The organism is Salinimicrobium aquimaris (assembly GCF_035607535.1).
Classification (GTDB): domain Bacteria; phylum Bacteroidota; class Bacteroidia; order Flavobacteriales; family Flavobacteriaceae; genus Salinimicrobium.
The window spans coordinates 240,767-254,840 of record NZ_JAYDZX010000002.1; the positions used below are offsets into that span (position 1 = coordinate 240,767).

Annotated in this window: 13 protein-coding genes and 1 tRNA gene; 8 read left to right on the plus strand and 6 right to left on the minus strand. The window is 40.9% G+C overall.

The features are described 5' to 3' along the window. Positions 1 to 129: 129 nt before the first annotated feature. From VR862_RS05050 to VR862_RS05065, 4 genes are all read right to left on the minus strand, one after another. The gene (locus tag VR862_RS05050; RefSeq protein ID WP_324719878.1) at positions 130 to 864 is read right to left on the minus strand and encodes a tRNA1(Val) (adenine(37)-N6)-methyltransferase; all 735 of its coding nucleotides are present in this window, start codon (positions 862 to 864) and stop codon (positions 130 to 132) included. A 77-nt stretch (positions 865 to 941) separates the two neighbouring features. Next, positions 942 to 1,454, minus strand: a complete 513-nt coding sequence (locus tag VR862_RS05055; protein WP_324719879.1) for a DUF6252 domain-containing protein — start codon at positions 1,452 to 1,454, stop codon at positions 942 to 944. A 169-nt stretch (positions 1,455 to 1,623) separates the two neighbouring features. Then, complete coding sequence (gene rimM / locus VR862_RS05060) at positions 1,624 to 2,148, minus strand: ribosome maturation factor RimM (RefSeq protein ID WP_324719880.1); 525 nt, start codon at positions 2,146 to 2,148, stop codon at positions 1,624 to 1,626. A gap of 19 nt (positions 2,149 to 2,167) precedes the next feature. Next, a complete protein-coding gene (locus VR862_RS05065; RefSeq protein ID WP_324719881.1) occupies positions 2,168 to 2,737 on the minus strand; it encodes a 30S ribosomal protein S16 in 570 nt (189 codons plus the stop codon). A 237-nt stretch (positions 2,738 to 2,974) separates the two neighbouring features. Here VR862_RS05065 and VR862_RS05070 point away from each other — a divergent pair, with 237 nt between their 5' ends. Together VR862_RS05070 and dnaE are read left to right on the plus strand one after the other, a co-directional pair. Continuing rightward, on the plus strand, positions 2,975 to 3,424 hold the full coding sequence (locus VR862_RS05070; protein ID WP_324719882.1) for a ferritin-like domain-containing protein: 450 nt from the start codon (positions 2,975 to 2,977) through the stop codon (positions 3,422 to 3,424). Between the two features lie 214 nt (positions 3,425 to 3,638). Beyond that, a complete protein-coding gene (gene dnaE / locus VR862_RS05075) occupies positions 3,639 to 8,021 on the plus strand; it encodes a DNA polymerase III subunit alpha (protein ID WP_324719883.1) in 4,383 nt (1,460 codons plus the stop codon). An 86-nt stretch (positions 8,022 to 8,107) separates the two neighbouring features. Here the strand turns inward: dnaE and VR862_RS05080 are convergent, their stop codons facing one another. Next, positions 8,108 to 8,251 carry a hypothetical protein gene (locus tag VR862_RS05080; protein ID WP_324719884.1) on the minus strand — a complete coding sequence of 48 codons (144 nt, stop codon included), beginning with the start codon at positions 8,249 to 8,251 and terminating at the stop codon, positions 8,108 to 8,110. 310 nt (positions 8,252 to 8,561) lie between these two features. Between VR862_RS05080 and trxA the strand changes: the two genes are divergently transcribed. The 4 genes from trxA to VR862_RS05100 all read left to right on the plus strand — a co-directional run bounded on the left by trxA (position 8,562) and on the right by VR862_RS05100 (position 11,587). Further along, positions 8,562 to 8,879 (plus strand): thioredoxin, encoded by a 318-nt coding sequence (gene trxA / locus VR862_RS05085; protein ID WP_324719885.1) that lies wholly within the window; start codon positions 8,562 to 8,564, stop codon positions 8,877 to 8,879. Between the two features lie 94 nt (positions 8,880 to 8,973). Beyond that, entirely contained in the window at positions 8,974 to 9,903 is a 930-nt protein-coding gene (locus VR862_RS05090) for a DUF58 domain-containing protein (protein ID WP_324719886.1), read from the plus strand. Positions 9,904 to 10,024: 121 nt separating this feature from the next. Continuing rightward, a tRNA-Asp gene (locus VR862_RS05095) sits at positions 10,025 to 10,098 on the plus strand. A gap of 253 nt (positions 10,099 to 10,351) precedes the next feature. After that, positions 10,352 to 11,587 (plus strand): site-specific integrase, encoded by a 1,236-nt coding sequence (locus VR862_RS05100; RefSeq protein ID WP_324719887.1) that lies wholly within the window; start codon positions 10,352 to 10,354, stop codon positions 11,585 to 11,587. Between the two features lie 60 nt (positions 11,588 to 11,647). On the opposite strand, the gene VR862_RS05105 is transcribed toward VR862_RS05100, so the two are convergent. Then, on the minus strand, positions 11,648 to 11,824 hold the full coding sequence (locus VR862_RS05105; protein ID WP_324719888.1) for a BF3379 family histone-like protein: 177 nt from the start codon (positions 11,822 to 11,824) through the stop codon (positions 11,648 to 11,650). Between the two features lie 433 nt (positions 11,825 to 12,257). On the opposite strand from VR862_RS05105, the gene VR862_RS05110 reads away from it, so the two are divergent. Further along, positions 12,258 to 12,515, plus strand: coding sequence for a hypothetical protein (locus VR862_RS05110; RefSeq protein ID WP_324719889.1), 258 nt, complete (start codon positions 12,258 to 12,260; stop codon positions 12,513 to 12,515). A 151-nt stretch (positions 12,516 to 12,666) separates the two neighbouring features. Next, positions 12,667 to 13,875: a primase-helicase family protein gene (locus tag VR862_RS05115; RefSeq protein ID WP_324719890.1), complete on the plus strand. Its 1,209-nt coding sequence runs from the start codon at positions 12,667 to 12,669 to the stop codon at positions 13,873 to 13,875. Positions 13,876 to 14,074: the final 199 nt, after the last annotated feature.

Here is a 14,074-nt window from a genome sequence, read left to right on the forward strand (position 1 = left end):
TTCATCCCGAAGGGATGACATGTTTATAGATCATTTAAATAGATAGAATTCGTTCGACCCCGTCAGGGTCGTATGTTTAACTGGAATTTTTTCTATAAAGATTTGAACCCTTCGGGTTCTGGAATTGATCTACATCTTCAAATAAAAATCCTTTACGAGCTCAATGTATTCAGGAGTATATTGATGTCGTGCAGTCTCGATCACCAGTTCATCTTCGATTAACTGAGATTCCAAAAATGACATTTCCAGCAGAGATCTTTTTACGGGAGAACTCGGAGTTCCTTTTACCCGTGTGATTCGCTGGGGCAGAAGAGCATATTGTTTCCCGATCTTTAAGAAATGCTCCTCTTCGGAAGCCGGAATAACAACTGCGAATTTTCCTCTTTTTGACAGGAGTAGGGAAACTCCTTGTAAAAGCTCCTCGAAAGGAAGGGCTTCTGCAAATCGCGCCTGATCCCGCTTCGCATCCCCCGAAGAATAATCGGCAGAATAAAACGGCGGATTGGAAATAATCAGCTCATATTTCTCCTCTTCTTCCATTCCTTCTTCCTGCATCTCTTCGACAAACTCGTCAAAAGCTGCATGATAGCAAAAGAGCCTGTCGCCCCAATCGCTGTTCTCAAAGTTTTCTACCGCCTGCTCATAAGCATCTTCGTCTATTTCAAGAGCATCAATAAGTTCTGCAGTGCTTCGTTGTGCAAGCATCAAAGCAATTAGTCCGGTGCCGGTGCCAATGTCCAGAATAGAGAATGGTTCGTGATCAAGAGAAGCCCACGCTCCCAATAATACCCCGTCGGTGCCGATTTTCATGGCGGTGCGGTCTTGCTCTACTGAAAAATATTTAAAATTAAAAGGAGAACCCATTTTTAGATTTTCTGGCGTTCAAAAATAGTAAACCCTTTAATTTAAAACTGTTTTGATTTCAAAATTACCTCTGGCAATCACTCTTCCAGCAGTACTTTAAATTCTCCCACAACGTGTACATAAGATTCATCATCATAATTATAAGCGTTGAATTCAAAAGTACCCTCTACAAACTTTTCAGTATGTTCAGTGACAATCACAGTTCCTGGATCTTCAAGAGTGTAATCATTATACCAGGCATCCAAATTGTGGTAATAATCTGCCCAGCTAACAGATGAAGTAGTTCCCGTATAATATGTTCCGGGTCCATCAAAGTAACAGATCTTAAAGTCCAGGGCTTCAAAATTTTCCTCATCTTCGATGCCTCCGTAGAAGTCTAAGGTGATAATTCCAGATTGCGGGCTCGGATAAATTCTACCTCCCATAGTTTCAGGATCTTTAACTTCAAAAGAACGGCCATCAATCGTAGCGCGAAAATATTCCGATGATGCTAATAGATCTTCCGGTTCCAGCAGTTCCTCCGGATTTTCTTTTTCGCACGATGCCACTCCTACACATGCAATAAAAATAATGCAAATCCATTTTTTCATATCTCTAGATTTTGGTTTAACCAATAGAAATGGAGGGACTGTGTAGGGATAGATACAAATATAGAGAATCTATTTAATATAACAAACTGGGAATCAGCCGAGTGAAGTGAATTGAAATTTTTGTAAGGATAAAATAAAGCCTGGATATCAGATCCCTGGACTTTGAATTTTAGAGATATAGATCGATCAGCCCTTCGGGCGTCTTTACGTAAATGACTTTATTTTTCTTATCCACTTTTTCCAGGAACTGGTCGTTCATGGGGATAAGTACCTCTTTACCGTCTTTTTCGATCTCAAAAAGCGCTTGTGAAGTAGTGTCGTTGATGCCGGTGAGGGTGCCAACTGTGCCGTAATTTGCATCTTCAACGGTAAAACCAATGATTTCGTGGAAGTAGAACTGATCTTCATTGAGCTCGGGCAGCAGATTGAGCGGCAGATAAAGATCGCATTTCATAAGATCTTCTGCATCTTCTTCAGAATCTACCTCTTCAAATTTCACCCGAAGCAGATTACTTTTTTGAAGGGAGCTTCTTTCAATAAAAAATGGAACCAGATTATTGTCGTATTCGACAAAAACTGATTCCATTTCTAAATAACTTTCGGGTTCGTCGGTATCGAGTTTGATCAATACCTCTCCCTTAAAACTGAATTTACTAACGATCCTGCCAAGATAGAAACACTCTTCCTTTGTCATTGCTCGTTAGAATGAAAATTTAAGACCCGCTCTGGTCTTGTTTTTCTTCAGCGTTTGCTTCAGCCGCAGTTGCGTCATCCACTTCGTTTGCAGCAGCAGCTTCCTGGTCTTCGGTAGTTTCCTCAACTTCAGGTTGTGCAGCGGCAGCAGCTTCAGCTTCGCGCTTTGCGTTGACTTCTTTTTCAGCTTCAAGAGCTTTCGCTTTAGCAGCTTCCTGCTCTTTGCTTAAGTTCTCTTTTTTAGCTTCTACTTTACCTTCTTTTTCCGATACCCATGCGTTGAATTTCTCCTCTGCTTGCTCCTCGGTCAAAGCGCCTTTTCTAACACCACCGACAAGGTGATTCTTTAGAAGTACACCTTTGTAAGAAAGGATTGCCCTTGCAGTATCTGTTGGCTGTGCACCGTTCTGTAACCATTTTACAGAACTGTCAACATCAATCTCGATAGTAGCAGGGTTTGTGGTTGGATTGTAGATCCCTAATTTCTCTAGAAATTTACCATCTCTTTTTGCGCGTGAATCCGCAGCAACGATCCAGAAAAAAGGCTTTCCTTTTTTACCGTGTCTTTGTAATCTAATCTTTACAGGCATAAAAATTAATTTGTGGGGTTCCCGACCCCGGTTATTAATGAGGGGGCAAAGATACTATTATTTTCGATTGTATATTAGGTAGTTAGTGAAAAAACTTCAGGGTTGGCTAATCCTTTAAGATTATCTGTTTTTAAACAAAGTTAATGAGTGCTAAACCCTGTTAAACATTGGGTTAGCCTCATTCTTGTCCTTATCTTTAGAAGTAAAAAAAAATTGCTAACTATAAAAAATTGAAATATGAACACTACAAAAGATCTTGCTGCAAAGCTAAATGAGCTTCTGGAAAAGAACTATGACTCTGAAAAAGGATTTCAAAATGCTGCCGATGATGTGAAAAATCCGCGGTTAAAAGAATTTTTTCAAGCCAAAGCCAAAGAGCGCTATGATTTTGGCCACGAATTAAAGACAGAAATAAAGAACCTCGGCGAGTCACCCGACAAGGGAACCAGCGTTGCCGGAGATGCTCACCGGGCCTGGATGGATCTTAAGAGTGCGTTTTCTTCAGACAATGAGGAGGCGATACTGGAAGAAGCGGTGCGAGGTGAAAAAACAGCTGTAGAAGATTACAACAAGATCATCGAGGAAAATGGATTTGCACCTTCTACTGCAAACCTGCTTATTAAGCAGCGAAATGCAATTGAGCGCACTTTCAAACAGGTAAAAGACCTGGAAGATGCTTTTGATTAGTAAAAGTTTAGAATGGAAATATGTACCCGGATTAAAACTCCGGGTTTTTTTATGTTCAAAAAAGGCCCCTTTTGAGAGGTTTTATCGTTAATAATTCCTGAAAACTTTCCCTGCGGGTACGTCAAATTATACTTATTTTTACCCTTTCAATTTTGCCTCAAAATTTTTGGTTGGTGCTAAGAATCAGCTAAAAAGCCTCTAAAAATCGCATTTTATGTACCTTATTTTTGATACTGAAACCACCGGTCTTCCCAAGCGCTGGGATGCTCCTCTCACAGATAGTGATAACTGGCCAAGATGTATACAGATCGCCTGGCAGTTACACGATGAATTGGGCCGGGTGGTTGAGCATCAGGATTATTTGGTGCAGCCCGAAGGTTTCAACATACCTTATGACGCCGAGAAGGTGCACGGCATCTCGACAGAACTGGCGCAGGAAGACGGCGTAAGCTTAAAGGAAGTTCTGGAAAAATTCAATATAGCACTTTCCCGCTCCAAATTTGTGGTGGGACAGAATGTTGGGTTTGATGTTAATATCATGGGAGCCGAATTCCACAGGCTCCAAATGGAGAACAAGTTGCTGGAGCTCCCTGTGCTTGATACCTGTACCGAAGTAACGGCACAATTATGCTGCATTCCCGGCGGAAGGGGAGGAAAATTCAAACTTCCTACTCTCACTGAGTTGCACGAATTCCTGTTTCACGAACCTTTTGCTGAAGCTCACAACGCAACAGCCGATGTGGAAGCTACTACCCGTTGTTTCCTGGAGCTCATCAGGAAAAGAGTATTCACTTCGGAAGAACTGGATGTTGAGCCAGGTTATTTCGAGAATTTTTCAGAAGCAAATCCGCAGCCTATTCAGCTTATAGGTTTAAAGCACATTAACCTGAAGAAAGCTTCAGAAGAAATAAGGAAAAGACTTCAGAAGAAAGAAGATAAAGGGATCTCATCTTCAGAGATAAAGGAAAACCTGGAGAAACTCGATGAAGTTGCTTTTTCACACCTTCATAATCACAGCCAGTTTTCGATTTTACAGTCAACTATAAGTATAAAGGATCTTGTGAATGCTGCTGCTAGCCAAAATATGCCGGCAGTAGCTTTGACCGATCATGCCAATATGATGGGTGCTTTTCACTTTGTAAAAGAAGTAGGTGCTTTTAACAAAGGTGTAAAAGCAAAAAATACGGCTGCAGCCGAAAATGGGGAACCTGCCACTGCGCGTGAACTTAAAGCTATTGTAGGTTGTGAGTTCTTCGTTTGTGAAAACCGGAAAGACAAGAGCAGGAAAGATAACGGCTACCAGATTGTTCTTCTAGCCAAGAACAAAAAAGGGTACCACAACCTCGCAAAAATGTCTTCCATCGCTTACACTGAAGGATTTTATTATGTTCCAAGGATAGATCGGGAGGTGATACAGCAGTATAAGGAAGATATCATTGTGCTTACCGGAAATCTCTATGGGGAAGTGCCGGGGAAGATCCTGAATGTTGGTGAAAACCAGGCCGAAGAAGCCCTTTTATGGTGGAAAGAACAGTTTGGGGAGGATCTGTATGTAGAGATCATGCGCCATAACCAGGAAGATGAGAACCGGGTTAATCCTGTGCTGGTGGAATTGGCCAAAAAACATGAGGTCAAGTTAGTTGCTACCAATAACACCTATTACTGCGCTCAGGAAGATGCCAATGCGCATGATATTCTCCTGTGTGTTAAGGACGGGGAGAAGCAGGCCACGCCAATTGGTAGAGGTCGTGGTTACAGGTATGGATTGCCTAACAATGAATACTACTTCAAGAGCGGCGAGGAGATGAAAGCGCTGTTCAAGGACCTGCCGGAAGCTATTTCAAATGTGCAGGAAGTAGTTGATAAGATCGAACCTTATGAGCTGGCCCGTGATGTATTACTTCCCGCTTTTACTATTCCTGAAGAATTCATTGTGCCCGAAGATGCTGAAGACGGCGGGAAACGTGGAGAAAATGCTTATCTCAAACATATCACCTATGTTGGTGCCGAAAAGCGCTATGGCGAGATCACTCCGGCCATTAAGGAGCGTCTTGACTTTGAACTCTCTGTTATTGAGAATACGGGATATCCGGGATATTTCCTTATTGTGGAAGATTTCATTCGGGAAGCACGAAACATGGATGTTTCTGTAGGTCCCGGAAGGGGGTCGGCGGCAGGAAGTGCGGTGGCCTACTGTCTCGGAATTACAAACATTGATCCTATCAAGTACGATCTGCTTTTTGAGAGATTCCTGAATCCGGACAGGGTGAGTATGCCCGATATTGATATCGACTTTGATGATGAAGGCCGAAGCCGGGTCATGGATTATGTTATCGAGAAGTACGGAGCCAGCCAGGTTGCCCAGATCATTACCTATGGCACCATGGCTGCCAAGTCTTCCATTCGGGACACGGCACGTGTGCTGGACCTGCCGTTAAATGAAGCTGATAGAATTGCGAAGCTTATACCAAATACCAAGTTGGGCAAGATCTTCGGAATGGATGAGAAGGCCATCAGGAGCAATTTCCGAAGTGAGGAAGTTGATAAGATCAATGAGCTTTTGAATATTGCTGAAGGAGATGACCTGGAAGCGCAAACGGTCAACCAGGCGCGTATTCTTGAGGGATCAGTGAGAAACACCGGGATTCATGCCTGTGGGGTGATCATTACTCCCAGTGATATCACCAACTTCGTTCCGGTGGCAGTAGCCAAAGACTCAGATCTCTATGTTACCCAATTTGATAACTCTGTTGTTGAAAGTGCCGGTCTCCTAAAAATGGATTTCCTGGGGTTGAAGACCCTTACGCTAATCAAGGATACTGTTAAGATCGTAAAAGGACGTCACAACATTGATCTGGATCCCGATAACTTTCCGCTGGATGATGAAGAAACCTATAAGTTATTCCAACGTGGAGAAACGGTAGGGATATTCCAATACGAATCCCCCGGAATGCAAAAGCATATGAAAGACCTCAAACCTACGGTCTTTGATGATCTTATTGCGATGAATGCGTTGTACAGACCGGGGCCAATGGAATATATCCCAAGTTTCATTGCACGTAAGCATGGGGATGAGGAGATCGTCTATGACCTTCCGGCAATGGAGGAATATCTTAAAGAGACCTACGGAATTACAGTTTACCAGGAGCAGGTGATGCTGCTTTCCCAGAAACTTGCCAGCTTTACCAAAGGTGAAGCCGATGTACTGCGAAAGGCTATGGGTAAAAAGATCTTCTCGCTGCTGGAAGAATTAAAACCTAAATTCCTTGATGGAGGAGAAGCAAACGGTCATCCAAGGGAAGTTCTGGAAAAGATATGGAAAGACTGGGAAGCTTTTGCTTCTTATGCCTTCAACAAATCCCACTCTACCTGTTACGCCTGGATCGCGTACCAAACAGCCTATTTAAAGGCGCACTATCCAGCTGAATATATGGCGGCGGTGCTTTCCAATAACATGAATGACATTAAGCAGGTGACCTTCTTTATGGAGGAATGTAAGCGAATGAAGCTAAATGTACTTGGGCCCGATGTCAATGAATCCTATTACAAGTTCTCGGTAAACAAGGAGAATGCGGTACGGTTTGGAATGGGAGCCATTAAAGGAGTTGGTGCAGGAGCTGTTGCAACCATTGTGGAGAACAGGAAAGAAAAAGGTCCTTACAGATCCATTTTTGACATGGCTAAAAGGATCGACTTGAGAGCTGCTAATAAAAAGGCCTTTGAAAATCTGGCGCTGGCAGGTGGTTTTGACAGTTTTGGAGATACCCATCGGGCGCAGTATTTCCATGATGAAGGCGACGGAATTACTTTCCTTGAGAAGGTAGTGAAGTATGCTGCTAAGTTTCAGGAGAATGAAAATTCTGCCCAGGTGAGCCTGTTTGGAGATGCCAGTGAGGTTCAGATACCCGAGCCTGTAGTTCCACCATGTGAAGAGTGGGGAACAATGGAAAAACTGAAGCGGGAACGCGAGGTTGTAGGGATCTATATTTCGGGACACCCACTGGACGATTTCAAGACTGAACTAAAGTGTTTCTGTAATGCAATCCTGGCCGATTTCCAGAACCTGGAAGAAGCTGTGAACAAAGAACTCACTTTTGGAGGGGTAATAAGTGATGTGCAACACAGAGTGAATAAACAAGGACAAGGTTGGGCTACTTTTATAGTTGAAGATTACTCCGATTCCTACGAATTCAGGATGTTTAAGGAGGAGTACCTCAAATACAGGCATTTCCTGGTTCCCAATTCCTTTATTCATGCCAAGGTCTTTATAAGAGAAGGTTATCCTAACAGGGAGACAGGAAAGAAGGGAGATCCCCGGCTACAGTTCAACAACATTCAGTTGTTACACGATGTAATGGAGGCCTATGCCAAGAAACTTACCATTCAGCTAAACATTGATGAACTTCAGGAGGATAAAATAAATGTACTTCAGGATATTTTCAGCAGCCACAAAGGCGATAATAAGCTGAATTTTGTAGTGTATGAAATGAAGGAAAGGATAAAGTTGCATATGCCCAGCAGGAAGCAAAAGGTGAGGATATCCCAGGAGTTGCTCAACGCACTTGAAGAACAACAGGTTTTGTACAAGCTCAACTAAAAAAAAAGACCCTTCAAAAAAGACGTTTTTGAAGGGTCTTATAAACATTCGCCAGAAAAGGCGGATATTTCAAACTGTTATCCGGGCTACTTTGTTAGTTCCATGTAAACCAGGAACAAGGCAAAAACTGCTGTAAAAAGGATAAAGGAAAGGATTATTCCTATTACAGCCTTTTGTACCATTGAGAAACCCGAAGTTTGGTCTTTCCAGAGTTGAGCTAGTGCTGTCATTGTAATTTTTTTAGGGGTAAAATTGTTTGAAACTTTAGTGATTTTGAATTACTTACGCTAATAAAGTTAAGAATAAAAAGCGAGCTATTTTGGCTTTTCCTTAACAAAACGCTGAAGCTGCAAATAGGATCGATAAGTGACAAATCTATTAAATCAATTGAGGGAAATTTCCTACATTAAAGAGTTGTGAGTCTTTTATTTTTATAGGTGCTGGTAATATGCAGATAGCCAAATGTGATGTGGAGCTTGTAAGGATATCTGATTATTTTGACTAATTTCGTATAACAAAAAATGAACTAAAAAAAAGATTATGGCTTTAGAGATAACTGATGCAACTTTTGAAGAAAAAGTATTGAAAAGTGACAAACCTGTAATGGTTGACTTTTGGGCAGCCTGGTGTGGACCATGTAGAATGGTTGGACCTATCATAGATGACATTAGCAAGGAATATGAAGGGAAAGCGGTTGTTGGAAAACTAGATGTAGATGCTAACCAGGAATACGCTGCAAAATATGGTGTTCGTAATATTCCTACTGTTTTGATCTTCCAGAATGGAGAAGTAGTTGGAAGACAGGTAGGAGTTGCTCCAAAGAATACCTATGCTGAAGCACTCGATCAACTATTGTAGTATCTGGTGTAAATAGATATAAAAGATCCGGAGGTAATGCTCCGGATTTTTTTATACATATAATTCAGTAACTTGTTGGGACCAAAATGGTCATATGGAACTAGAACAGGAGATACATAAGGCAGGAGGATTCCTCAATCTTGATCTTTTGGCAAGACAGGTGGTAGAGGGATTCATATCTGGCTTACACAAGAGTCCCTTTCATGGCTTCTCTGCCGAATTTGCAGAGCATAAAGTCTACAATCAGGGAGAGAGCACCAGGCATATAGACTGGAAGTTATTTGCAAAGACAGATAAGCTCTATACGAAGCGTTATGAGGAGGAAACAAATCTGCGGTGTCATTTGATCCTGGACAATTCAGCTTCCATGCATTTTCCAGAGAAAAGAAGGCAGAGTCTCGTTGATCTTAATAAGATAGGCTTTTCTGTGCTGGCCTCTGCCTGCCTGATGCAAATTTTAAAGAAACAGCGGGATGCCGTGGGACTTAGCATCTATAGCGATAGCTATGAATATTACGCTCCCGAAAAGGGCAGCGAAAGGCACCGCAGGATGCTTTTGAATGTGCTGGAAGAGACCCTTGACCGGAGGAAAAAAGGCACAGAGACGGCAACCTACACCTATTTACATCAGATCGCAGAGAAAATGAAGCGTCGGTCCCTCATTTTTTTCTTTACAGATATGTTTCAGGATGAGGTGGAGGAAGAGAAGCTTTTTGAGGCACTGAGGCATTTAAAGTACAATAAACATGAGTTGGTGTTATTCCATGTACTAGATAAAACAAAGGAATTCAATTTTGAATTTGGAAAAGAACCGAGGCGCTTTACAGATGTTGAAACGGGAGAAAAGATCGACCTCTATGCTGATAATGTGAAGGATAACTACCGCCAGCAGGTCGATGCTTATTTTGCCCAACTCAAACTGAAGTGTGCACAGTACGGGATAAAATATGTGCCGGCCGACATCAATGAAAGTTTCAATAAAATTTTGTCTACCTATCTGGTTGAGCGCCAGAAGTTTGTTTAGGAGAAAAAAAATACTTTTAAATAATTTTAAAAAAGGTTTGTGGAATTTAAAATGTGCTGTATATTTGCCCTCGCAATTGAGAAACGGTAACGATTTAAAGATTGCAAGTTCTTAAAATATTGGTCTGGTAGTTCAGTTGGTTAGAATACCTGCCTGTCACGCAGGGGGTCGCGAGTTCGAGTCTCGTCCAGACCGCTAGGAGAAATCCAAAATCACGCTAAAAGCCTCTAAATCAATGATTTAGAGGCTTTTTCTTTTTAAATTATTTCATTTAATGGCAAATAAATGCAATTAATTGGTGCTCAATTCGGTGCGTCTTTTTGCTCTTAAAAAAGACGCACCGAATTATTTGTAAAGTATTGTTAACAAAGCCTTTGCGAGGTTCCTTTAACATTTTCTAGTTCTCTAATTTAGTACCTTTCAGGGGAGCATTTTAAAAGACGCACCTATGTCAAAGTTACTAAGCATCCTATTCTTTCCTAAAAAAGGGAGATCTTCAACTAGTGATTTCGCCGTGTTGTACTCCAGGATTACCTATCATGGCCGTCGGGTTGAGTTCAGTACGGGCCGAAAAGTTCATTTAAAAAACTGGAACAGTAAAAGTGGAAAGGCAAAAGGGAACTTGGCGGAATCACAATCTATTTCCAGATTTATGGAGTCTATCCGAGCAGCCTTATATGATATTCATGATCGTCTTTTGAGAGAGAATAGGCCAATTTCTGCTGCAATTATTAAAGATATTTATTCAGGCAAAAAGGAAAAACAGTATATGCTGTTGGAGATTTTCCAGGATCATAATGATCAGATGGAACTATTAATTGGAAAAGGATTCACAAAGGGCACATTACAACGATACAATGCTTGCAAACAACACATTGAAGATTATTTGGCCGCCAGAGGAAAAAGAAGAGATATACCTGTGGAAGATGTGGATCATAAATTCATAACCGGATTTGATCACTTTTTAAGATCGAAAAAAGATTGCGCCCACAATACTGCTCAAAAATATATTGTCAACTTTAAAAAGATCATTCGAATTGCACTCGCAAATCAATGGATAGAAAAAGATCCATTCTTTCACTGGAAAGGGAGCTGGAAAACCTCAGATCGCCAATATTTAACTGATTCCGAGCTCCAGGAAATTGCTGATAAAGAATTTGATATTCCACGTTTGGAACTGGTGAGGGATATATTTCTTTTTTGCTGTTATACCGGCTTAGCCTTTGCCGACGTAAAAAAACTTTCTTCAGATGATATAGTGGTTAACATTAGCGGCAAAAAATGGATTAAAACCAAGCGACAAAAAACAAAATCATTGAGTAGTATTCCTCTACTTGATATTCCGAAAGCTATTCTGGAGAAGTATGCGGAACATCCCTATGTTCAAACGGGGGAAGGGGTCCTGCCGGTGTTGACAAATCAAAAATCCAATGCATATTTAAAGGAGATAGCTGACCTCTGCGGAATAAAAAAGAACCTGACTACCCATTTAGCCCGTCATACTTTTGCAACCACTGTAACTCTTTCTAAAGGTGTGCCAATAGAGTCCGTGGGCAAGATGTTAGGGCATAGATCTTTAAAAACGACGCAGATTTATGCCAAAGTTCTGGATGAAAAAGTGGAAAGAGATATGGAAATTCTAGAACAAAAGACGCAGTTAGCTACTGGCAGAATTTCTAATTAAAAACTTTATGGAAATGCCCCCAGCAACTAAAGTATGGGGGCATTCATATAACAGGTACTTCTATTTTTTTGATTCTGCTACGGAAACTTTGCGAAACTCCTTTAAGAGTTTTTCTAATTCCAAGGAAGATTTTCTTGCCCTGGTTCCTGCACTTTTATTTCCGTCTTCTAGTTGTGCAGTAGCTTCTTTTTGAAAAGTTTCATAGGTTGTCTGGATATTTTCAACAAGTTTTTTCATGAAAAAATTTTTAGTTAGTCTGCTAAAATAAACAATAATTTATATCTCCTATTCAGGATAACTATAGAAGCCTTTTACTGAATTACTAATTAATTCCTATGTTCCTCAGCACATTCCCCTCCGCTGTGCTGCGGGAAAAGAGCTTCGGAAATAATCTTGAACACATGGCAGCAGAACTCTCTTCATTTCACTCCTGGAAAATCCCAGTCGGTCCACTCCGTTCGCCACTGCTACCACGAGTTCGCTTAATTGAATTTCAGTTGATATTTGTAAATGATAGATGCCTCTTCACTTATTCTTTCACCTTCTCCCATCGCTGTTACCATTTATACTAATGCAAAACAACGGAATTTAGAAGTTAGCCGGCCTGAATAAAATTCCAGCTCTTTCCACTAAAATATCAATACGGCCTATCCTAATTCTAAATTCCCTAATGGGGCAACGGAAAATGGTAACAGCGACGGCTCTACGGGAAGTAAATGAAAAGAGAAAGGAGAACTTGTTCAGATGCAGAAACTCGTTTCTGGGAAAATGGAAAACGCTCGAGATACAAAAAGTAAATCATGAAAAAGATGAAATTCAAGAATTAGATTTTACCGTAATTTTTGCTCTTCCTGCTTTTTTCTTCCTGAAATCTCTAAAAATAAAAATTTCGCCCTTTTTTCAAGAAGCTTTATCTGTCGTCATTTGACCATTTTTTAAATAGGATCAACTTAAAAACAACTTCATTCTAAATGATTCGTATCTAAATCTTATTTTTGTATAAATACCTAAAAAACAATAGGTTGTAATTATATTTAAGTGAATAATTGTCACTACAAAAAGAGTCCAACAATTCAAAGGTGGAGAAAAGAAAGTCATACATCCGGGTTGGCACCCAGTATTACAAACTGGTAAATGCTCCAAGTATTTCCGGTGTGGAGAATGAAGCCCTGGTGCCATGGAATATTGAAACGATCCGGCAGGACCACGGAAAAAATTTTCTTGCAGCCATTCCGAAATATGATGGCTTCACCTGTATCCCAGACCATCTGAATTTTAGATCCTCCTTCCATGATTTTTACAATACCTATGCGCCGCTCAGCCACATAATAAAAGAGGGAGATTGTGGTGTATCGTTTAAATTTGTAAAGCACATCTTTGGGGCTCATTATGAGCTTGGGCTGGATTACCTGCAGCTATTATTTACTAAACCCACTCAAATCCTTCCTATTCTCTGCCTGGTGTCCCGGGAACGTTCCACAGGTAAGAGTACATTCCTAAAATGGCTTAAGCTCATCTTCGAGAACAACCTCACCTATCTTACTAACGATAGTTTTACAAGTCAGTTCAACTCAGATTGGGCAAACAAACTCCTGATCTGTATCGATGAAGTACTGTTCAACAAAGAGGAACTCACAGAAAGGATAAAATACCTTAGTACTACTAACATCAATAAACTTGAGGCAAAAGGAAAAGACAAGCGGGAAGTGGAATTCTTTGGCAAATTTATCCTTTGCAGTAACAATGAAGAGAACTTTATCAAGATAGACCACCACGAAACCCGCTTCTGGGTTTTGCAGGTACCGGTAATAAAAAAAGAACAAATCGGGTTTTTGGAAGCCCTGGCCAAAGAAATCCCGGCTTTTCTGTACTTCCTGAAAAACAGAAAGTTCTATTCCAAACACCAAACAAGGATGTGGTTTACATCGGATCAAATAGAAACTCCTGCCTTGAAAAGACTGGTGCAGAATAACCGGAACCGGGTGGAAAGGGAATTGGCCGGTATTCTTCTTATGATCATGGAAGACCATGATTTAGAAACCTTGGATCTTTGCCCAATGGATGCCTACAACGCCATAAATAAATCAAGGCTCCGCTTCGATCTTACCCAAATTCGAAATATCCTCAAAAAGGAGTGGAAACTGGAGAACCAAAGCAACTCAAACCGCTATCAGAAGTTCCTGCTCTGGGGAGATGGCACTACTACCTTCAGAGAAGCTAAAGGACGCTATTTCACTATAAATAAAAATTTCCTGTTGGAGAATTTTGAGGATCTTAAAAGTGCCTGAGTTCCTGCCTCTGATGTAAAAATGATGAAATGATGACAAAACGATGACAGGGAAACTCCAGTGTTTGCGGGAGGTTTCAGCTGCTGTCATCGTTTCATCAAAATGAAGACTGCTTTTGAAAGAAAAACTTTGGAACTTCTTTATTTTTTGATGAATTGATGACAAAGTAAGATAAGACCAGTAATAGCAAGGGTTCTGG